This is a genomic window from Actinoplanes solisilvae (genome assembly GCF_003999975.1).
Lineage (GTDB): Bacteria > Actinomycetota > Actinomycetes > Mycobacteriales > Micromonosporaceae > Actinoplanes > Actinoplanes solisilvae.
The window spans coordinates 704,207-724,845 of the sequence record NZ_RJAC01000001.1; the positions used below are offsets into that span (position 1 = coordinate 704,207).

Sequence of the window (20,639 nt, forward strand, 5' to 3'; positions counted from 1 at the left end):
GAGGAGGGGATCCCGCACGACGCGGGATCCCCGAATCAGAACGCGCCGGTCGCCAGCGCGGCCAGCGCCGTGTGCACCATGACCCGCACGCCGTAGCCGATGCAGTTCTCGTCCACATCGAAGTCGCCCTGGTGCAGGTCGTGCTTCTCGTCCGAGCCCGGCACGCCGGTGCCCAGCCGGATCATCGCGCCCGGCACCTGGTCGAGGTAGAACGCGAAGTCCTCCCCGCCCATGCTGATCTCGGCCTCGACGACCCGCTCGGCGCCGAGGGCCGCACCGGCCGCGCCCGCGACGACGGCGGCCGCCATCCGGTCGTTGATCACCGGCGGGACGCCACGGTGATAGTTGACCTCGACCTGGGCGCCGGTCGGCGCGACCACGTCCTTGATGAGCTGGGTGATCAGCTCGGGCGCGGTGCGCCAGGCCTCACGGCTCAGGATGCGCACGGTGCCCCGGGCCACGCCCTCGCCGGGGATCGCGTTGAACGCCTCCCCCGAATGCACGGCGCCCCACACCATCGACAGGCCGGCGCGCGGATCGACCCGGCGGCTCAGCAGCGCCGGAACGTCGACGATGACCTTGCCGAGCGCGTAGACCAGGTCGGCGGTCAGGTGCGGCCGGGCGGTGTGCCCGCCAGGGCCGGTCAGCTTGACGTCGACCGTGTCGGCGGCCGCGGTGAACGGGCCGGAGCGCACGCCGATCAGCCCGGCCGGGAGCTGCGGGTAGCAGTGCAGCGCGAAGATCGCGGCGACGTCCTTGAGCGCGCCCGCGGCGATCATGCGGGGCGCGCCGGAGGGAACGGCCTCCTCGGCGCACTGGAAGATCAACCGGACCCGGCCGGGGAGCTGTCCCCGCTCGGCGAGCTGCTGCAACGCCAGGCCGAGGCCGAGCATGACGGTGGTGTGCACGTCGTGGCCGCAGGCGTGCGCGACGTTGGGGACCGTGGAGCGGTAGGGCACGTCCTTGAGGTCCTGCAGCGGCAGCGCGTCGAGGTCGGCGCGGAAGGCGATGACCCGATCACCCTCGCCTATGTCGCAGATCACACCGTTGCCGTCGGGCAGCATGCGCGGCGACAGGCCGGCCACGGCCAGCTCGCGGGCGACCAGGGCTGCCGTCTCGAACTCGTGGTACGAGGGCTCGGGGTGCGCGTGAATGTGACGACGAATCGCTACGAGCTCCGCGCCGCGCGAGGCGAGCCAGCGGTCGAGCTGGCCGGGCAGGGGCTCGGCACCGGGCAACGGCCCGGGCCACTCCGCATGGGCCCCTTCGGGCTCCGTCAGAGTAGTAGTCACGTCGGCTTCCAACTCTCAGGAAAGTTATGTCGGGTTTCGCGACGCGCGACAGCTTAGACCGTTTTAGGTAACGCTGTGCAACGCCATTCCCGTACGCGAAATGTTGCGTACGGTCACGAAAGCCCTGATAGGAGCTGTCCGCGAAGGACGGGGAACTGATGGTTCCCCCCACCCCCTACAACCTGTTACGAGTACGGAGGTGACGCATCTACAACGGTGCCACGGCGTGCCCAGGTGGGGCACCTATCAGAAGCGCTCAACCGGGTGGTAGACGCCCCAAACACCGCGCAAGGTGTGGCAGACCTCGCCCACAGTGGCACGAAGCCGCAACGCCTCTTTCATCAACGGTAGGACGTTATCGCTTCCCCCGGCGGCCTTCGCCAAATCCGCCAGCGCCGCCTCGACCGCGGGATTGTCGCGCTCGGCGCGCAGCGCGGCCAGCCGGGCCACCTGGGCCGCCTCGATCGCCGGGTCGACGCGCAGCGGCTCGTAGCGCTCCTCCTCGTCGGCCGCGAACCGGTTGACGCCCACCACGACGCGCTCGCCGCTGTCGATCTCGTTGGCGATCCGGTAGGCCGAGGTCTCGATCTCCTGCTTCTGGAAGCCCTGCTCGATGGCGTCGACGGCCGAGCCGTACGAGAACACGCGCTCGATCAGCTCGGCGGCCTCGCGCTCCACCTCGTCGGTCAGGGCCTCGATCGCGTACGACCCCGCGAACGGATCGACCGTGCCGGTCAGGCCCGATTCGTACGCCAGGACCTGCTGGGTGCGCAGGGCCAGGCGTGCCGACTTCTCGGTGGGCAGAGCGATCGCCTCGTCATACGCGTTGGTGTGCAGTGACTGGGTGCCGCCGGCCACCGCCCCCAACGCCTGGATCGCCACCCGCACCAGGTTGACCTCGGGCTGCTGGGCGGTGAGCTGCACGCCCGCGGTCTGGGTGTGGAAGCGCAGCATGAGCGACTTGGGGTCGCGGGCGCCGAACTCGTCGCGCATGATCCGCGCCCACATGCGGCGGGCCGCGCGGAACTTGGCGATCTCTTCGAGCAGCGTCGTACGGGCGACGAAGAAGAACGAGAGGCGGGGCGCGAAGTCGTCGACGGCCAGGCCCGCGGCGAGGGCGGCGCGCACGTACTCCATGCCGTTGGCCAGGGTGAACGCGATCTCCTGAGCGGGCGAGGCGCCGGCCTCGGCCATGTGGTAGCCCGAGATCGAGATCGTGTTCCACTTCGGGATCTCGGCCCGGCAGTAGGCGAACGTGTCGGCGACCAGGCGCAACGACGGTTTCGGCGGGAAAATGTACGTTCCCCGGGCGATGTATTCCTTGAGGATGTCGTTCTGGATCGTGCCCTGCAGCGCCGCGCCGGGCACGCCCTGCTCCTCGGCCACGAGTTGATAGAGCAACAGCAGCACCGAGCCGGGCGCGTTGATCGTCATCGAGGTCGAGACCTTGTCGAGCGGGATGTCGGCGAAGAGCCGGCGCATGTCGTCGATCGAGTCGATGGCCACGCCGACCTTGCCGACCTCGCCGTGGGCGATCGACTCGTCGGAGTCGTACCCCATCTGGGTGGGCAGGTCGAAGGCGACGGACAGGCCCATCGTGCCGGCCGCCAGCAGCTGGTGATAGCGCGCGTTGGACTCGGACGCGGTGCCGAAGCCCGCGTATTGCCGCATGGTCCAGGGGCGCTTGGTGTACATCGTCGGATAGACACCCCGCGTGTACGGGAATTCGCCCGGCTCGCCGATCGGAACGTCCGCCGGGACGTCCTCCTGCCGGTACACCGGTTTGATCTCGAAACCCGACTCCGCGTTCACAGGGCGATCCTAAGCCTTCGTTCAATCCGGCTGAGTGAGGGCTTTCGCACTGAGCGTCCGAAACCTGCCACCCTCGGCGATTTCACTGTCACCTACCGTCGAGTTCACCAGAACACGAGACTTGTGACTTTCAAATCCGGGTGGAGAACGGGCAAGATAGCCAAGTTCGGTCGACGGCCCCTACACCCCCTCGGTGGCATCCTCAGTGACTCAGATTCCGACGTGGAGCGGTGGCAACAACGCTCCGACCAGCGGACGCGCAGCCCCGGGCACGCTCATCGGCGGGCGCTACACCCTGCGCGCCGCGGTCGGTCACGGTGGCATGGGCACGGTCTGGCGCGCGGCCGACACGCTGCTGCGCCGCGACGTGGCCATCAAAGAGGTCATCCTCCCGCCCGGCCTCGCGCCCAGCGACCGCGACGCGATGTACGAGCGGACCATGCGCGAGGCCCGCGCCGCCGCCGCGCTCCAGCACCCCGCCGTGGTGCAGGTCTACGACGTCGTGCACGAGAACGGCCGGCCGTGGATCGTGATGGAGCTGCTCGACGCGCGCAGCCTGGCCGACATGGTGATCGAGGACGGGCCGGTCCCGCCCCGCGTGGTCGCCAAGATCGGCATCGCGCTGCTCGGTGCGCTCGAGGTGGCCCACGCCCACGGCGTGCTGCACCGCGACGTCAAACCGGCCAACGTGCTGATCTGCGGCGACGGCCGCTGTGTGCTGACCGACTTCGGTGTCGCCCGCATGCCCACCGACGTGCAGCTCACCACCCCCGGCATGGTGCTGGGGTCGCCCCACTTCATCTCGCCCGAGCGGGCCATGGGTAGCGAGTTCGGCCCGCCCAGCGACCTGTTCTCGCTCGGCGTCACTCTCTACACCGCCGTCGAGGGCCGTCCCCCGTTCGACAAGGGCGACCCGATCGAGACCATGCACGCCGTGGTCGAAGACCCGCCGGCCCCCGTGCAGCGGGCCGGTTCGCTCACCACGGTGCTGATGGGTCTGCTCGAGAAGGACCCGTCGCGGCGCATGGACGTGCTGACCGCGCGCACCCTTCTGCGGCAGCAGCTCGCCGGCCCGCTGGCCAGTACGAGCCCGCCGCACATGATGACCGACCCCTACTCGGTCGTCCCCGCGCAGCGCCCGCCGGCCGCCCCGGCCGAGACCCAGCCGATCCCGCCGCAGCCCAGCGGCCAGATCGGCGGACGGGCCATGCTCGCGCCGGGCGCGTCGCTCACCGACCACCTGGCCCAGCTCGAGAGCGAGCAGGCGGCCCGCCCCCGGCGGCGGCAGGCCGACGCCGACTTCGCCACCACCCACATGCCGGCCCGCGGCGGTGACACGACCAGCGTGATCCCGCCACGCGGCGCGTGGAACGGCGCCCACCCGATGCCCGGCACGGTCGTGTCGAGCCCGGCCGCCAAGCGCAAGGCGATGCTGGCCAACGCGGTCGCGGCCACCAAGGAGGGCACCGGTCGGGCGGTCGAGACGGTCAAGGGCTGGCCACGCAACAAGCAGCTCATCGCCGGTGGCGGCGCGCTGGCCGTGGTCATCGTGCTGGTCCTGGTCTTCTCACTGACCGGCTCCGGCGGCGACGAGCCGCAGACCCCCACCGCCGCCCCGACGGGCAACGCCGCCGTGCAGCCGGGCGCCGTGCCGACCCAGGAATACAACGACCGGGGCATCTCGGTGCAGGTGCCCAAGGGCTGGACCCGCAAGGCGTCGGGCGACTGGGTCGACTACGCCGACCCGAAGGACGCCAAGCGCAAGGTCCGCATCCTGGTCGAGAAGGCGTCGTCCAAGGCGACCCCGTCCTCGTTCCTGGGCGTCGCCGAGAACACGCTGAAGACCAGGTCGACGAGCTGCACCGATCCCTACTCCCGGGTCGCGCTGAACAAGACGACGATCTCGGAGCGCGAGGGCGCCGTGCTCGAGTACACCTGCGGCGACGGCGCCGAGGCACGGCACGGGCTCTGGGGCGCGATCATCTCGGGCGGCAAGGCGTACTCGTTCTACCTCACCACCAAGGAATCGCAGTTCGCCGCCAGTAAGCCGATCTTCGACGAAATGATCAAGTCGTACGCCCTGGCCTCCTGACCCATGGCGGTCGTGCTATCAATCCCTGATGGCGCCTGACGACGAACTACGAGTTGTGGCCGAGGCCTGGCTGGCGGACGATCCCGACCAGGCCACGCGCGACGAGCTGAGCCGGCTGATCGCCGGTCTGCCCGGCACCGCGACCGAACTGCGCGACCGCTTCGCCGGCCCGTTGACCTTCGGAACCGCCGGGCTGCGGGGCCGGCTGCGCGCCGGGCCGAACGGCATGAACCTCGCGGTCGTCACCCGCGCGGCCGGCGGCCTGGTCACCTGGCTGGCCGGCCAGGGCGCCGAGGGCCCACTGGTGATCGGCTACGACGCCCGGCACGGCTCGCGCGCCTTCGCCGAGCAGACCGCCCGGGTCGCCACCGGCGCGGGTCGCGAGGCCCTGATCATGCCCGGCACGCTGCCGACCCCCGCGCTGGCCTACGCGGTGCGCGCCCTCGACGCCGTCGCCGGCGTGATGGTCACCGCCAGCCACAACCCGCCCCAGGACAACGGCTACAAGGTCTATCTGGGCCGCGAGCTCGGCGGGCCGGCCGGTGACGGCGCCCAGATCGTGCCGCCGGCCGACGCGGGCATCGAGGCCGCCATCCGGGCCGTCGGGCCGATCGCCGACATCGCGCTGGGCTCACCGGGCACGGTCATCGACGACAAGACCATCGAGGGGTACGCCCGCAGCGCCGCGGGCGTGCTCGCGCCGGACGGCCCGCGCGATCTCGCGGTGGCGTACACACCTATGCACGGTGTCGGGGGTTCGACCCTGCTCGCCGCGTTCGCCGCGGCCGGCTTCCCGGCCCCGGCCGTGGTGGCCGCCCAGGCCGAGCCCGACCCGGAGTTCCCGACCGTCGCGTTCCCCAACCCGGAGGAACCGGGCGCGATGGACCTGCTGCTCGAACTGGCCGTCGCGCGCGGCGCCGACCTGGCCATCGCCAACGACCCGGACGCCGACCGGTGCGCGGTCGCGATCCCCACGCCGGACGGCGGCTGGCGGGCGCTGCGCGGCGACGAGCTGGGCGCCCTGCTCGGCGACCACCTGATCCGACGCGGCGTGCCCGGGACGTACGCCACCACGATCGTCTCGTCGCAGCTGCTGGGCCGGCTGTGCGCCGCCCGCGGGGTGCCCTACGCCGAGACGCTGACCGGGTTCAAGTGGATCGTGCGGGCGGCCGAGGAGCTGGCGTACGGCTACGAGGAGGCGCTCGGCTACTGCGTGGCACCCTCGCTCGTGCGCGACAAGGACGGCATCACGGCCGCGCTGCTGGTATCCGAGCTCGCCGCCGGGCTGAAGACCGAGGGACGCACGCTGGCCGACCGGCTCGACGAACTGGCCGCCGAGTTCGGGGTGCACGCCACCGACCAGCTCTCGGTGCGGGTCGACGACCTGGCCGAGATCGGGGCGGCGATGAGCCGGGCGCGGCAGGCCCCGCCGGTCGCGCTGCTCGGCGAGCCGGCCTCGGTCAACGACGACACGGTCAACAACGTGCTCACGTTCCGCACGGCGTCGGCCCGCGCGGTGATCCGGCCGTCGGGCACCGAGCCCAAGCTGAAGGCGTACCTCGAAGTGGTCGAACCGGTCGGCGAGGGTGGCCTGGCCGCCGCCCGTACCCGAGCGACCGAGGGCCTGCTCGGGCTGCGGGGCGAGGTGGCGGCCGCTCTGGGCGTCTGAGACCCGTCAGGCGGGTTTCGGGGCGCCCAGCGCGGCCGAGATCGCCTTGCCCAGCGTGGCGACCACCAGCGCCACGCTGGGACGGACGATCGAGTCCTCCAGGTTGGTGCCGGCCATGAAACCGGCGCCCGAGGCGATCTGCTCGAGGCGCTCGTGGGCCCGCTGCGCGTCCTCGGCGGGCAGGCGCAGCGCGGGTTCCATGCGGCAGGCGACCAGCAGGGTGGCCAGAGCGGCGGTTCGCTCGTCGCAGATCGCCCCACTGATCAGCGCGTCGGCGAGCCGCTTGCGGATCTCGGCCTCGTAGGCCGGGTCGGTGGTCGGGTAACGGTGCACGTGGATGACGCCGAGCTGGGTCTCGTCGACGTCCTGCACGACGCCGCGCGAGACCAGGTCTTCCAGAACCCGGATGCGCAGGCGGTGCCGCAGGCGCTGCAGCCACTGGGCCGGCGTGTGCGGCTCGTCGTCGGCGGCCTTGGCCAGAACGGCGTCGGCGATGGGGTCGCCGATGGGGCTGGGGTCGATCACCTTGAGGTAACCGTCGACGTACGCGATCCGCCCCGCCAGCGCGAGGTCGACCAGAACACCGGCGGCCATGCCGAGGTCGAGCCCGATGCGGGAGCCGGTGGCCTTGCCGGTCTGGTCGTCGTACGCGAGGAGGAGCAGTTCCTCGGCGAGAGCGATGGAGGTCATGGCTCGAAACGATAGTGTCCCGAGTCACGAGTTCCGATCGCCAGGTCGGTTATATCCCGGTTGCATCGCTTGGCTTAGAGTCGCTGCCGTGCAGGCGATCATCGCGACCCTCGGTTACGTATTCTCACCCGGCGGCGATGAGGTGCTGATGGTGCGCCGCGACATCAGGCCGGACGACCTCCACTACGGCAAGTACAACGGCCTCGGCGGCAAGCTCGAGCCGGACGAGGACGCCGTGAGCGGCCTGCGCCGCGAGATCCACGAGGAGGCCGGCATCGACTGCGACCTGGTCGAACTGGCCGGCACGATCTCGTGGCCCGGTTTCGGCCGCAACGGCGAGAACTGGTTCGGTTTCCTGTTCCGCGTCCCGCACTGGTCCGGCACGCCGTTGGCCGGCAACGACGAGGGCAGCCTGCACTGGGTGCCGATCGCCGACCTGCTGGCCGGCCGCATCCCCATGTGGGAGTCCGACCGCCACTTCCTGCCGCTGGTCTTCGCCGCCGCCCCCACCGTCTTCCACGGCATCATGCCATTTAAAGATGGCGAGGCCGTGAGCTGGTCTTTTACCTCTTAGAAGCGGCGCATGCCGCCGAACTGGCGGTCGCCGGCGTCGCCCAGGCCGGGGACGATGTACATCTTGTCGTTCAGGCCCTGGTCGATCGCGGCGGTGACCAGGCGCAGCGGGAGACCGGACTCCTCGAGGCGGCGGACGCCCTCGGGGGCGGCCAGCACGCAGCAGACGATCACATCGGTGCAGCCGCGGTCGACCAGCAACTGGCAGCAGTGGATCAGCGAGCCGCCGGTGGCCAGCATCGGGTCGAGCACCAGCACGGGCTGGCCCGAGAGGTCACCGGGCAGCGATTCCATGTAGGCGCGGGGCTCGTACGTGGCCTCGTCGCGGGCCAGGCCCACGAAGCCCATCGACGACTCGGGCAGCAGCGCGAGCGCCGAGTCGGCCATGCCGAGGCCGGCCCGCAGCACGGGGACGATCAGCGGCGGGTTGGCCAGCCGGATGCCGTCGGTCGGGGCGACCGGCGTCTTGATCGGGTAGGTCTCGGTGGCGAACGAGCGGGCCGCCTCATAGACCACCATCGTGGTCAGCTCGTGCAGGGACGCCCGGAAGACCCCCGAGTCGGTGTCGGCGTTCCGCATCGCGGTGAGCCGGGTCTGGGCCAATGGGTGATCTACAACGAGTACGTCCACGCCGCCAACCTACCGGTCGTTCAAGATCAACTGTTACGGGCCTGCGTAGAATCGGTTTCATGACTGCGACAGCGACCCCGAGGCTGTCCGGCCTGCCCGATTCCCCCGCCGATCTCCGGACGTTTTTGCACGGTCTGCCCGGTGTCGACAAGGTGGGCATCGAGGCCAGGGCGGCGGCGCTCGGCACCCGATCGATCAAGACGACCAGCAAGGCCCAGGCGATCGACCTGGCCATCCGCATGGTCGACCTCACCACGCTCGAGGGCGCCGACACCCCGGGCAAGGTGCGCGCGCTCTCGGCCAAGGCCCTGCGGCCCGACCCGGCCGACCCCACCTGCCCGTCAGTCGCCGCGGTCTGCGTCTACCCCGCGATGGTCCCGACCGCGGCCGCGGTGCTCGCCGGCAGCGGCGTCCACCTGGCCAGCGTCGCCACCGCCTTCCCGTCCGGGCAGGCCCCGCTCGACGTCAAGCTGGCCGACACCCGCGACGCGGTGGCCGGCGGCGCCGACGAGATCGACATGGTGATCAGCCGGGGCGCCTTCCTGGCCGGCGACTACGGCCACGTCTTCGACGAGATCGTCGCCGTGAAAGAGGCGGCCGGCCCGGCCCACCTCAAGGTCATCCTCGAGACCGGCGAACTCGGCACCTACGACAACGTGCGCCGTGCCTCCTGGCTGGCCATGCTGGCCGGGGCCGACTTCATCAAGACCTCCACCGGCAAGGTCTCGGTCAACGCCACCCTGCCGATCACGCTGGTGATGCTCGAGGCGGTCCGCGACTTCCGCGAGCGCTACGGCCGGCAGATCGGCGTCAAGCCGGCCGGCGGCATCCGCACGACCAAGGACGCCATCAAATACCTCGTGATGATCAACGAGACGGTCGGCGACGACTGGCTGAGCCCCGACTGGTTCCGCTTCGGCGCGTCCTCGCTGCTCAACGACCTGCTCATGCAGCGCACCAAGCTCACCACCGGCCACTACGCCGGTCCGGACTACTTCACCCTGGACTGAGCAGTGCCTATCAAAAGCGGCTCCGCCGCACTGCAGAGGAACGGCCAGTGATGTTCGAATACGCACCAGCGCCCGAGTCTCGCTCGATCGTCGACCTCGCCCCCTCGTACGGGCTGTTCATCGATGGTGAGTTCGGCGAGGCGAAAGACACTTTCAAGACCATCAACCCGGCCGACGAAGAAGTGCTGGCCGAGGTCGCCCTGGCCGCCCCCGAAGACGTCGACCGCGCTGTCGCCGCGGCCAAGCGCGCCTTCAAGAGCTGGTCGGCCCTGCCCGGCTCCGAACGCGCGAAATACCTGTTCCGCATCGCGCGGATCATCCAGGAGCGCTCCCGTGAGCTGGCCGTGCTCGAGTCGCTCGACAACGGCAAGCCGATCAAGGAGTCGCGCGACACCGACCTGCCTCTGGTCGCCGCCCACTTCTTCTACTACGCCGGCTGGGCCGACAAGCTGAAGTACGCCGGTTTCGGCCCCGACCCGCGCCCGCTCGGCGTCGCCGGTCAGGTCATCCCGTGGAACTTCCCGCTGCTGATGCTGGCCTGGAAGATCGCTCCCGCGCTGGCCACCGGCAACACCGTGGTGCTCAAGCCGGCCGAGACGACCCCGCTGTCGGCGCTCTTCTTCGCCGACATCTGCCGCCAGGCCGAACTGCCGCCGGGCGTGGTCAACATCGTCACCGGCGCCGGCGACACCGGCCGCTACCTGGTCGAACACCCCGACGTCAACAAGGTCGCCTTCACCGGCTCGACCGAGGTGGGCCGCCAGATCGCCCGCTCGGTGGCGGGCACCGGCAAGCGGTTGTCGCTCGAGCTCGGCGGCAAGGCGGCCAACATCGTCTTCGACGACGCGCCGATCGACCAGGCGGTCGAGGGCATCGTCAACGGCATCTTCTTCAACCAGGGCCACGTCTGCTGCGCGGGCTCGCGCCTGCTGGTGCAGGAATCGGTGGCCGACGAGGTGCTCTCCTCGCTCAAGCGGCGCATGGGCACGCTGCGCGTCGGCGACCCGCTCGACAAGAACACCGACATCGGCGCGATCAACTCCGCCGCCCAGCTCGCCCGCATTACCGAATTGTCGGAAATCGGGGCGGCCGAGGGCGCCGAGCGCTGGTCGCCGCCGTGTGATCTGCCCGACCGCGGCTTCTGGTTCGCCCCGACGATCTTCACCGGCGTGACCCAGGCCCACCGCATCGCCCGCGAAGAGATCTTCGGCCCCGTCCTGTCGGTACTGACCTTCCGCACCCCGGCCGAGGCCGTCGAGAAGGCCAACAACACGCCGTACGGCCTCTCGGCCGGCATCTGGAGCGACAAGGGCTCGCGCATCCTGGCCGTGGCCGACAAGCTGCGCGCCGGCGTCGTCTGGGCCAACACGTTCAACAAGTTCGATCCCACGTCGCCGTTCGGCGGCTACAAAGAGTCCGGTTACGGCCGCGAGGGCGGCCGGCACGGCCTGGAGGCGTACCTTGCCTAAGTCACCCAAGGCAGCGGCGGCCGTCGCGGAACGTTCGCGCCTCGCCGTTCGCAAGACCTACAAGCTGTACGTGGGCGGGAAGTTCCCGCGCAGCGAGTCAGGACGGACCTATCTGGTGGACGGCGACAACGTGGCCCTCGCCTCCCGTAAGGACGCCCGCGACGCGGTGCTGGCCGCCCGCGCCGCCCAGCCCAAGTGGGCCGGCGCCACGGCGTACAACCGCGGTCAGGTCCTCTACCGCATCGCCGAGATGCTCGAGGCGCGCCGGTCCGAGTTCGTCGCGCTCGGCGTGGGCGCGGCCGAAGTGGACGCCGCGATCGACCGCTGGGTCTGGTACGCGGGCTGGTCCGACAAGATCGCGCAGGTCGCGGGCAACGCCAACCCGGTCGCCGGGCCCTACTTCAACATCTCGTCGCCCGAGCCCACCGGGGTGGTCGGCGTGGTCGCCCCCGGCTCCCTGCTCGGCCTGGTCAGCGTGATCGCGCCGGCGATCGTCACCGGCAACACGGTGGTCGTCGTCGCCTCCACGCCACAGGCCGCGATCACCCTGGGTGAAGTGCTCGCCACCTCCGACGTACCGGGCGGTGTGGTGAACATCCTCACGGGCAAGGCCGCCGAGATCGCGCCGTGGCTCGCGTCGCACGACGACGTGAACGCGATCGACCTGTCCGGAGTCGGCGACGCGGAGCTCGCCACCGAACTCGAGCGCGCCGCCGCCGGTACCCTCAAGCGGGTGGTTCGCCCTGCTCCCGGGGCTGACTACACCACCGACCCGGGCACCGGGCCGATGATCGAACTACTCGAGATCAAGACGGTCTGGCACCCGAAGGGTTTCTGACCGTTTCCCACCGGTCGATGCGGAATGCGGGGGACGGTCGGCCTGCCCTCAGGCCCGCCCATTAGGGTGTGTCGGCAGAATCACCGTCCACCGCCCGTCCGTCCGACCGAACAATCCCGGAGGTCACCGTGGCCAGCCAGTCCGACGAGCCCGAGGCGCCCGCGCCCGTGGCCGCGCAGTCCGAAGATGGCGGGCTCTCCGGGCGTGCGCTCTGGGACGAGGCCGGTGTCGAGCCGGTCGAGATCGCTCTGCCCGGCGGCGTGGCGCTCACCCTGAGGGCCTACCGCAAGGCCTCGACGCTGACGCCGACCGAGATCGACGAGTCCGACGACGACGACCCGTTCGAGGCCCGCAAGCGCGCCGCCGCCCGCGACGACGACGAGGAAGTCATCGTCGACGACGAGTTCCAGGCCCTGCTGGCCGAGGGCGACGCCGGCGACAAGGACCGCAAGGACGGCGACGAGCCCGACCCGGCCGACTTCGAGGACGAGGCCGACGAGACCGCCGAGGCCCAGGCGGACGACGAGGAGGTGCCCGCCTTCCTCAGCCACAAGGGAAAGCTGATCGCCTTCAAGACTCCTGAGTCGCTGGTGTCCTTCATTCGTTCGGGTGCACCGCACGATCTCGCACAACTCGACACCTGGGCCGCCCTGGCCGACCGGGTACAGTCGACCGACATCGACCCGCTGGCGGAAGACCGTTACGAGCTCGACCTCGTGGTGGAGAATCTGCGCGGCGGTCACGACACATGGGACCTTCCTCTGCTCATCGCCGCCGGCGAGGTGGCTCGCGACCTCGGTCACGCCCTCCGGCTCAAGCCGGTGATCCTGGCTCTGTCGCCCGGCTCGCCGCTCGATGATCTGGACGAGTCCCTTCGCTCTGCCGAAAGCGGGGGGATGGGTGGATTCTTCGGTCGCCGTCGACTGAAGAAAATCGGGGCACAACAGGCAAGTCTCGGTTGGCGCTCAGTAATCGGCAAGATCTCCGCGGCTGTGGACTGGCGCGACTGACCCCTCATTAGGGACCATCATTCCTTGGCCAACCGACAGCTAGCTGCCCTCGGGGAGGAGGACGACGCCGTGGCGCTCGTGCGCGTGTACTGCGGTCTGGCGTCGGCGGATGAATCGGTGCGTGCGGCCTCGGCCGCACAACTGACCATCGCCGTGGTGGACGACGCAGGACGACTGCTCGGTGTCCACGAGATAGGCGACGATCCCGGCGGCTACGCCGAGCTCGGCGCCCTGCTCGTGGAACGGACGAGTGGATTCACCGACGCCGCGGTCGCCGCCGACAGCGACGACCACCTGGTCACCTCCCTGCTGACCGCGGCCGGCCGCCCGCTCGTCGTGGCCGACGACGACACCGTCGACGACTTCGCCGAGCGGTTCGCCGACGACGACTCCGTCGAAGAGATGCAGGCGCCGCCCGCTGCCCGGCGGGCCGTCGGCCTGGCCCGGGCGCTGCAGGCCGGCGCCCTGACGGCCGGCAACCTGCCGGTGCCGCGCGAGCTGATCAGCTACAAGCCGGTCCTGGCCGCGCACGTCGCGCTGCTCAGCGGCCGGCACGCGGCCTCCATCGCCCTGCGCGAGGTGCTCCGCGAGCTCTACCCGGCCGCGCTGCGCGCCTATCCCGACCCGGCCCACCCGCTGGCGCTGGCCGTGCTCGACGCGCTGCCCGAGCCGGGCCGGCTCTCCGCTCAGGGCGAGCCCCAGCAGATCGCCGAGCAGGTCGCGGTCGAGCTCACCCGAGCCGGTGTCGGCAGCGAAGACGAGATCATCGCCGCCGTCACGGCGCTGCAGGTCGCGATCAGCGAGTCACCCCGCCGCGGCGGGGTGAACAAGTCGCTGGCCCCCGCGGCCGGCGAGACGGTGCGTCAGGCGGTCGCGTCGGTGCGCGCCGGTGACGCCGCCTGCGCGTCCCTGATCGGCACCATCTCGGCCCGCAGCGTCCCGGGCGACACCGGCCGGCGCACGCGCCGCGCCGAGGCCGCACCGCTGCAGTCCGTGCCGGGAGAGGGCGGCCGGTTCGGCCGGCGTAGCCGCCCCGAGCCCGCCTCGACGGGCAGCGGCCCGGTCACCCCGCACCCGCTGACCACGCCGCCGGTCGCGCCCGACCCGATCATGCCGCCGCCCCTGGCGCCCCGGCCGGTCAGTCAGCCGCCCGCCGCGCCCGCGGCCGCCGCCCTGTTCCCGAACCGCAACCCGGCACCGGGCAACCGGCCCGTGTCGGTCCCGCCGCCCCCGCCGGGCATGACGCCGATCACCCCCGGCTCGCGCCCGGTGCCCGGCTCCCGCACGCCGGCCCCACCGACCGGCGCCCCCGCGGGAACCGGCGCGTTCCCGGCCGCACGCTCCTCGACCGGGGCCTTCCCGTCCGCGCGCCCGTCAACCGGGTCGACGACGGGGTCCTTCCCGGCCGCACGCCCGACCGGCTCGTCGACAGGATCCTTCCCCGCCGCACGCTCGACCGGCGCGTTCCCGGCCGCGCGTTCGTCGACCGGGTCCTTCCCGGCCGCCTCCGAGTCGTCGACCGGCTCGTTCCCGGCCGCGTCGGTGTCGCCGGCCGCGTCGTCGCCGTCCTCGGGCGCACCGAGCGGCGCCACCCCGGCCGACATCGGCCAGCCCTTCCGGGCCACGCTCACCAACGCGGCGATCAACAGCGTCCGCGCCGAGCGCCAGCGCACGGTCATCCCGCCCCGTCCGCAGACCCGCCCGGCGGCGTCCACGGGCGACGCAACCGACTACTCGCTGCCCATGCCCTCGCCACGCCCCGGGGCCGAGCCGAGCGCCGAGCCCGGCTCGCGCGCCAACTGGCCGCTGCTCAACACCTCCGGCAACGACGACGCCGTCACGACGCCGGCCGCCTCGACCAGCGCCCCGCCGGCCGACGGCCGGGTGCGTCCGCCCTGGCAAGACATGCCGAAGGAGCCGCCGGCCCTGCGCCTGGTCGAGTCGCAGCTCGCCAACAGCCTCGACGCGACGGTCACCGACCTGCCCGCCGTGGTCGAACCGCCGTCGCTGCGCCTCGTCGAGGGCCGCAACGGCACCCGCCGCCCGGTCCCGACCGGCAGCCCGGGCTCCACGCTGACCGCCCTCGACCGCAGCACCAACCCGCCGATCCCGGCCGACAGCAGCGACGGCGACCTGCTGATCTTCGCCGCGGCCCGCTCGGCCTGGTTCACCGGCCACACCGAGGACGCCTCCGACAAGCCCGACTGGACCAACCCGAACGACACGGGCTGGCGTGCGGCGCAGAAGGCGGCGACCCCCGAGGTGGCCGCCGAGACCTCGGCCGGCCTGCCCAAGCGCGTGCCCCAGGCCAACCTGGTGCCCGGCGCCCCGCTGCGTGACGAGCGTCCGCTGCGCATCGTGCGCGACGCGGCGAGCATCGCCGCCCACACCACGGGCTACTTCCGTGGCTGGCGGCGGGGCCAGGAGATCGGCGGTTTCGCGATGGGTGGCCGCCCGGGCCGCGAGGCCGCCGGCGGCTGGGACTTCACCCGCGACCGCGAGGGCGCCGACGAGTTCCGCAATGACAAGAACAACGCGGGCTACGGCTCGCGCTGACCCACTACGCCCTTCGGCCCGGCCGACCGCCCCGCGCGGTCTGACCGGGCCGAACGCGTTTCGCCGACCACCGCGAGCTCCGACCGAGCCGAACGCGTTTCGCCGACCACCGCGAGCTCCGACCGAGCCGAATCCGTGTCAGAGCCGCAGCGTCGCGAGCTCCGACCGAGCCGAATGCGTGTCAGAGCCGCAGCGCCGCAACGGACTCGGCCACCACCGGCTCGGGCCGGTCGGCGGCGACGTGGGATCAACCGCGGCCTCGGCTTCACCGGCAAGACAACGACCCCACCCCCGGAGGACCCCCGCCACTCGACCCCACCCCCGGAACTGGGAGGGGTCGAGTGAAGCAGGCACGGCTGACATTCCTGACGCGTTGTCCACAGGCGGGCCATGCGTTGTCCACAGGCATGTGGCGTACTTCGCCGTTGATCTAAGGGTTCGGGGCTTTTGTGCCGATCAGGGGACGTGAGCATTCCGTTTCTGGTGGCGAGTCTGATCGTGCGCGACGAGGCAAGGGAGCTGCCGGGGTGCCTGGCCTCGCTGAGCGGGGTGGTCGACGAGGTGCGGGTGCATGACACCGGCTCGGCCGACGGAACGGCTCAGATCGCCGCTGAGCTCGGAGCGACCGTCACCCTGGGTCGGTGGACCGACGACTTCAGCGCGGCCCGCAACGTGGCACTGAAGGGCTGGAGCGCTCTCTGGGTGCTGAGCGTCGACGCCGACCAGCGCTTCACCGGCGACCCGGCGCTGCTGCGCGACCTGCTGGCGGACTGCGGCGCCGACGTCGTCGAGGTGGACGTCGACAACGCGCACGACGAGCTGGCCTGGACCAACAGTGCCGCTCACCTCTTCCGGCCGGCCGCGGTCAGGTGGCAGGGGCGCGTTCATGAGCGGCTCGTGGCGGCCGGCGGTCGCGCGCCGCAGGTCGTCAAGGCGCCGCGCGAGGCCATTGTGCTGCGGCATCGCGGCTACGAAGGGCCCGACGCCCGAGCCGCGAAAGCGCTGCGGAACGCCGAACTCGCCCAGAAGTCACTCGACGAGTTGGTCGCGGCGGGGCGGCCCGACGATCGGCCGCTGATCGCGCGCACCCTGCTCGACCTCGGGCGCAGTCTGGTCGGCGCCGGCCGGCGGCAGGAGGCGGCCGACACGTTCGAGACGCTGCGGGAGCTCTTCCCGGGCACACCGGAGTGGCTGCCCGGCACCGACTTCCTGGCCCGGCTCGTGCTCGCGGCCGGGCTCGACGAGATCTGCCTGGTCCTGGTCGAGCAGCTGCGGGCCGGCGGCGCCGCGAAAGCCTATTGCGACTGGCTCGAGGCGCAGGCCCTGGCCCAGCTCGGCGACGTCGAGAGCGCCACCAGGTTGCTCGCCGGCGTCTCCGAAGTGGTGGACACATGCGGTCGCCGCCAGGACCCCCGCGCCTTGCGCGAAATGCGGAGACTGGTGGAGGAGCTAAGCCCGGTCCTGCCAGGTGCATAGGCACATCCGGTTGCCCTCGGGGTCGGCCAGCACCCAGAACGCCGGCGCCTCGGCGTCGCTGACCAGCGTTCCACCCGCGGCCAGGGCGGCGTCGATGCGCGGCTGCACCTCGGCCGGGTCGACCCACACGTCGGGGTGCCAGCGCTGGCGCGGCTCCTCGCGGCCGGACTGCTGGAACCACACCGACGGCAGCAGGCCGGCCGGGTCGGTCACGTCGTCGGCGCCCTCGCGTGTCTCCATCGCCAGCACAGCCGCCCAGAACGGCCGCACCGTCTCGGCGGCCGGAGTGTCCAACCCCCACTCGTGGCAGCTGACCTCGGCGATCGACAGGCGCAGCCCCAGAGCCGAGGCCACCGACGAGACGGCCCGGGCCAGGCGCACGTCGCGCTTGGTCACCCCGCCCACGTCGTGGCTGATCAGCCGGATGTCAACCGCCGTGTAGCGCAGGGTGACGTCGGGATGGTGGTCCATCTGCTCGGCGACCTCGCCGATGGCGTTGACCAGCGCCAGTCCGGCCGCGAAATTCTCGGTCTCGATCCGGGTCTGCAGCCCGCCGGGCAGGTAGGTCCACCCGTCGAGGCGCTCGGCCGCGATCTGCTTTCCGTCGAGCTTCGTCATGCAGTCACTCTGTCATCCGGCCGGGCGGATCCCGTTGTTCCGGATGTGCTCGTAGTCGATCGAGGAATATCTGGACGCGGTGGGCGACGCCGGCACCGACGACCTCGACTACTACGCGGAAAGCATCGTGGGCCCGCGCAACCGGGTCAGCAAGCTATCGCTGCCAGGGCCTTCGTGATGTTCCACTCGGCCAGGTCGAGCATCCACCGCCGCTCGGGAAAGTCGGTGCCGGCGATCCGCAAAGGACCCTCGATCAGCCCGATGACCTGGGCGAACCGATAGAACTCCAGCCGGTGCGGGTCAAGGTTGACAGGGCCCAGTTCCCCGTACGCCTCCCCGAAGCGCAACTGCAGGAAGGCATGCTCCCACTCGGCGTCGAAGTAGGTCAGCCCCTCGATGTCGATCATCACGGGCTCCCCGGCCGCCGACATCAGCACGTGGTCGGGGCCGAGCTCGCCGTGCACCAGCACGAACTCCCGGCGTTCGGGCACGTGACCGTGCAAGGTGCGCAGGTGGTCCTCGATCTTCGACTGGGCTCCTGCCAGCCGGGCGTCGCGCGCGGCAGCGTCGCTCAGGTGCTTGAGTGCCCGGTCGAGGATCATGTCGTGCGGCGGCCGCGTCTGGGTCCCGGTGCCCGGGCGGCCCCACTCGGGCCCGCGGGTCGTGTGCATCCGCCGGAGCGAAGCCCCCAGCACCTCGAGCGGCGAGTGGTCCCGTTCCATGCGCGTCTCGAGCGTCTCGCTGCCCACGTCCTCGGCGAGCACGAGATCGGCGTCCAGGTGCCGGCGACCGCAGTCGATCAGGAACAGCTCGGGCACGCGAATCCCGGCCGCGGCCAGCAGCGTCTGGTTGGCCGCGAACAGCTCCGCCCCGGAGGCGTCGGTGAACGGATCATCGGGCACCGTCTCCGACGCCGGCCAGTAGTTCTCGTCGGCGGCCCAGACGTAAATGATCGCCGAGGCACCGTCGTCGAGCCGCAGCCGGTAGACGCCCTTCTTGGTCCCGCCGGTCAGCCGGTCGAGTCGCACCGCCCGCCGGTCCGCGCCGAACTGCTCGGCCACCAGGCTCGTCACGTCGTCCACGCTCAGAAAGGCCCGCACGACGAGCGATCCTTCCCCCCGGGCACTTTGGACACAAGCCATATACGCCATCATGTCGACGTGCGCGCGATCGTCTTCGACTTCTTCGGCACGCTGACCGACCCGGCGGCCGAGCTCCACCGGCAATCGTCCTTCACGGCCACCGCGGAAGCGCTCGGCCTCCCGCTCGACGCCTTCTGGGCCGCCATGAGCAACAGCTTCCCGGAGCGGATCGTCGGCCGGCACGGCGACACCCGGCAGACCCTGCTGGCGATGGCTCGGCGTTGCGGGTCCGAGCCCACCGACGGCCAGCTCGACCGGGCCGTGGCCGCCCAAAGATCAGGGGCCGAGAGCGTACGGCCACCGCGGCCGGGCGCACTGGCCCTGCTCGACCGTCTGCGCGCCGAAGGCTGGCGGCTCGGCCTGATCAGCGACTGCTCCAGCGAGCTGTGCGAGGCGTGGCCGACCACCCCGTACGCCGCTCGGCTCGACGCCGCCGTCTTCTCCTGGCAGGAGGGCCGTCGCAAGCCCCACTCGGTCCTCTACGCCGCCGCGGCCGACCGGCTCGGCGTGACCGCGACCGAATGCTGGTTCGTGGGCGACGGCGGCAGCCGGGAGCACGACGGTGCCCGGCGAGCCGGCATGCGGCCGGTTCTGGTCACCAATGCCGCCCACCCCGACGTGGCGATGCTGCGCAGCGACCCCGACCAGTACCGGCCGGAGCTGGTCATCGACGACCTCGGCGAGCTACCCGCCGTGCTGAAGACACGACGAAGCCCCGCTCCGGCCTAGCGGAGCGGGGCTTCGACCGTCGGTCAGGCGGGCGCTACCGCGCGTGTCCGACGCATCGTCAGCACATACTCGACAAGCGAGATGAGGACGTTTTTCGTCGACTCACGGTTGCGCGCGTCGCAGCTCACCACGGGGACGTCACTCGAGATCGCGAGAGCGTCCCGAACGTCCTGGGCGTTGTGATACTGCATGCCGTCGAAGCAGTTGATCGCGATCAGGTACGGAAGGCGACGATGTTCGAAGAAGTCGATGGCGGCGAAGCAGTCGGCGAGACGCCGAGTGTCCACCATCACGACCGCACCGATCGCGCCCCGCACCAGTTCGTCCCACATGAACCAGAAACGCGTCTGGCCCGGCGTGCCGAACAGATAAAGGATCAGATCGCGATCGATGCTGATTCGGCCGAAGTCCATGGCGACAGTGGTCGTCATCTTCCCCGGGACCTGCCGGTTGTCGTCGACCCCCACACCAGCCGAGGTCATGATGGCCTCAGTGGTCAGTGGGGTGATCTCCGAGACCGACCCGACCAGCGTCGTTTTACCGACGCCGAACCCGCCGGCGATCACAATCTTCGCCGACGTCACGCGCCCCGCAGCGGGACGGTGCGACATGTCAGAGCCTGCGAAGTCCACTCAGCACCCTTTCCAGCAGTTCCGTGCCTACCGCGTCGGTCTCGTCGTCCAGCGAGGTGGGCTCGTATACCGCGACAAGGCCATCGGAGGCCATGTCGGCGACGATCACACGTGCCACACCGAGCGGCAGTTGCATGCGTGCGGCGATTTCGGCCAGCGACTGAACTCGGCCGCCGTCGCACATCTCCGCGATGTACTGATGCTCGCTTCCACCCTGCCCGCCGCGCATCATGCCAGATCGGCCGCGAACGGTTGTCTCGACCAGCGCTTCCAGCGCTATCTCAAGCTTCGGCCGGGTCCGACCACGGGTTACGGCGTACGGCCTGACCAGCGCGCCGGTCGGCTCATCGCGTTCGGGCATCGTCACCGCTCACCCCTTCCTCGAACCCCTAGAAGTGTCT

The 20,639-nt window shown here is 71.1% G+C and carries 18 protein-coding genes; 10 read left to right on the forward strand and 8 right to left on the reverse strand.

Annotated elements, in window-relative coordinates:
- Nucleotides 1-35 precede the first annotated feature (35 nt).
- On the reverse strand, nt 36-1,292 hold the full coding sequence (locus EER30_RS03375) for an amidohydrolase (protein WP_127498122.1): 1,257 nt from the start codon (nt 1,290-1,292) through the stop codon (nt 36-38).
- A gap of 246 nt (nt 1,293-1,538) precedes the next feature.
- Nucleotides 1,539-3,104, reverse strand: coding sequence for an acyl-CoA mutase large subunit family protein (locus EER30_RS03380; RefSeq protein WP_127498124.1), 1,566 nt, complete (start codon nt 3,102-3,104; stop codon nt 1,539-1,541).
- A gap of 205 nt (nt 3,105-3,309) precedes the next feature.
- On the opposite strand from EER30_RS03380, the gene EER30_RS03385 reads away from it, so the two are divergent.
- The gene (locus EER30_RS03385; RefSeq protein ID WP_127498126.1) at nt 3,310-5,196 is read left to right on the forward strand and encodes a serine/threonine-protein kinase; all 1,887 of its coding nucleotides are present in this window, start codon (nt 3,310-3,312) and stop codon (nt 5,194-5,196) included.
- Between the two features lie 28 nt (nt 5,197-5,224).
- Complete coding sequence (locus EER30_RS03390; RefSeq protein ID WP_127498128.1) at nt 5,225-6,865, forward strand: phospho-sugar mutase; 1,641 nt, start codon at nt 5,225-5,227, stop codon at nt 6,863-6,865.
- Nucleotides 6,866-6,871: 6 nt separating this feature from the next.
- Here the strand turns inward: EER30_RS03390 and EER30_RS03395 are convergent, their stop codons facing one another.
- Nucleotides 6,872-7,555: a GOLPH3/VPS74 family protein gene (locus tag EER30_RS03395; protein WP_127498130.1), complete on the reverse strand. Its 684-nt coding sequence runs from the start codon at nt 7,553-7,555 to the stop codon at nt 6,872-6,874.
- A gap of 88 nt (nt 7,556-7,643) precedes the next feature.
- On the opposite strand from EER30_RS03395, the gene EER30_RS03400 reads away from it, so the two are divergent.
- Nucleotides 7,644-8,129: an NUDIX hydrolase gene (locus EER30_RS03400; protein ID WP_240669726.1), complete on the forward strand. Its 486-nt coding sequence runs from the start codon at nt 7,644-7,646 to the stop codon at nt 8,127-8,129.
- Here EER30_RS03400 and upp read toward each other — a convergent pair.
- Nucleotides 8,126-8,758, reverse strand: a complete 633-nt coding sequence (upp, locus tag EER30_RS03405; protein WP_127498132.1) for a uracil phosphoribosyltransferase — start codon at nt 8,756-8,758, stop codon at nt 8,126-8,128. The genes EER30_RS03400 and upp overlap by 4 nt on opposite strands.
- A gap of 59 nt (nt 8,759-8,817) precedes the next feature.
- On the opposite strand from upp, the gene deoC reads away from it, so the two are divergent.
- The 6 genes from deoC to EER30_RS03435 all read left to right on the forward strand — a co-directional run bounded on the left by deoC (nt 8,818) and on the right by EER30_RS03435 (nt 17,117).
- A complete protein-coding gene (deoC, locus tag EER30_RS03410; RefSeq protein ID WP_127498134.1) occupies nt 8,818-9,768 on the forward strand; it encodes a deoxyribose-phosphate aldolase in 951 nt (316 codons plus the stop codon).
- Nucleotides 9,769-9,818: 50 nt separating this feature from the next.
- Entirely contained in the window at nt 9,819-11,237 is a 1,419-nt protein-coding gene (locus tag EER30_RS03415) for an aldehyde dehydrogenase family protein (RefSeq protein ID WP_127499322.1), read from the forward strand.
- The gene (locus tag EER30_RS03420; RefSeq protein WP_127498136.1) at nt 11,230-12,075 is read left to right on the forward strand and encodes an aldehyde dehydrogenase family protein; all 846 of its coding nucleotides are present in this window, start codon (nt 11,230-11,232) and stop codon (nt 12,073-12,075) included. The genes EER30_RS03415 and EER30_RS03420 overlap by 8 nt, the downstream gene beginning before the upstream one ends.
- A 128-nt stretch (nt 12,076-12,203) precedes the next feature.
- Nucleotides 12,204-13,085, forward strand: coding sequence for a DNA primase (locus EER30_RS03425; RefSeq protein ID WP_127498138.1), 882 nt, complete (start codon nt 12,204-12,206; stop codon nt 13,083-13,085).
- Between the two features lie 24 nt (nt 13,086-13,109).
- Nucleotides 13,110-15,641, forward strand: coding sequence for a transposase (locus EER30_RS03430; RefSeq protein WP_127498140.1), 2,532 nt, complete (start codon nt 13,110-13,112; stop codon nt 15,639-15,641).
- A gap of 465 nt (nt 15,642-16,106) precedes the next feature.
- On the forward strand, nt 16,107-17,117 hold the full coding sequence (locus tag EER30_RS03435; protein WP_164842215.1) for a glycosyltransferase: 1,011 nt from the start codon (nt 16,107-16,109) through the stop codon (nt 17,115-17,117).
- Here the strand turns inward: EER30_RS03435 and EER30_RS03440 are convergent.
- Entirely contained in the window at nt 17,091-17,735 is a 645-nt protein-coding gene (locus EER30_RS03440; RefSeq protein WP_127498144.1) for a 4a-hydroxytetrahydrobiopterin dehydratase, read from the reverse strand. The two genes, EER30_RS03435 and EER30_RS03440, sit on opposite strands and share 27 nt — an antisense overlap.
- 146 nt (nt 17,736-17,881) lie before the next feature.
- Nucleotides 17,882-18,877 (reverse strand): phosphotransferase, encoded by a 996-nt coding sequence (locus tag EER30_RS03445; RefSeq protein ID WP_127498146.1) that lies wholly within the window; start codon nt 18,875-18,877, stop codon nt 17,882-17,884.
- An 18-nt stretch (nt 18,878-18,895) separates the two neighbouring features.
- Here EER30_RS03445 and EER30_RS03450 point away from each other — a divergent pair, with 18 nt between their 5' ends.
- Nucleotides 18,896-19,606 (forward strand): HAD family hydrolase, encoded by a 711-nt coding sequence (locus EER30_RS03450; RefSeq protein WP_127498148.1) that lies wholly within the window; start codon nt 18,896-18,898, stop codon nt 19,604-19,606.
- A gap of 23 nt (nt 19,607-19,629) precedes the next feature.
- Here the strand turns inward: EER30_RS03450 and EER30_RS03455 are convergent, their stop codons facing one another.
- Complete coding sequence (locus tag EER30_RS03455; protein WP_045740041.1) at nt 19,630-20,217, reverse strand: GTP-binding protein; 588 nt, start codon at nt 20,215-20,217, stop codon at nt 19,630-19,632.
- 1 nt (nt 20,218) lies between these two features.
- Complete coding sequence (locus EER30_RS03460) at nt 20,219-20,599, reverse strand: DUF742 domain-containing protein (protein WP_127499324.1); 381 nt, start codon at nt 20,597-20,599, stop codon at nt 20,219-20,221.
- Nucleotides 20,600-20,639 lie beyond the last annotated feature (40 nt).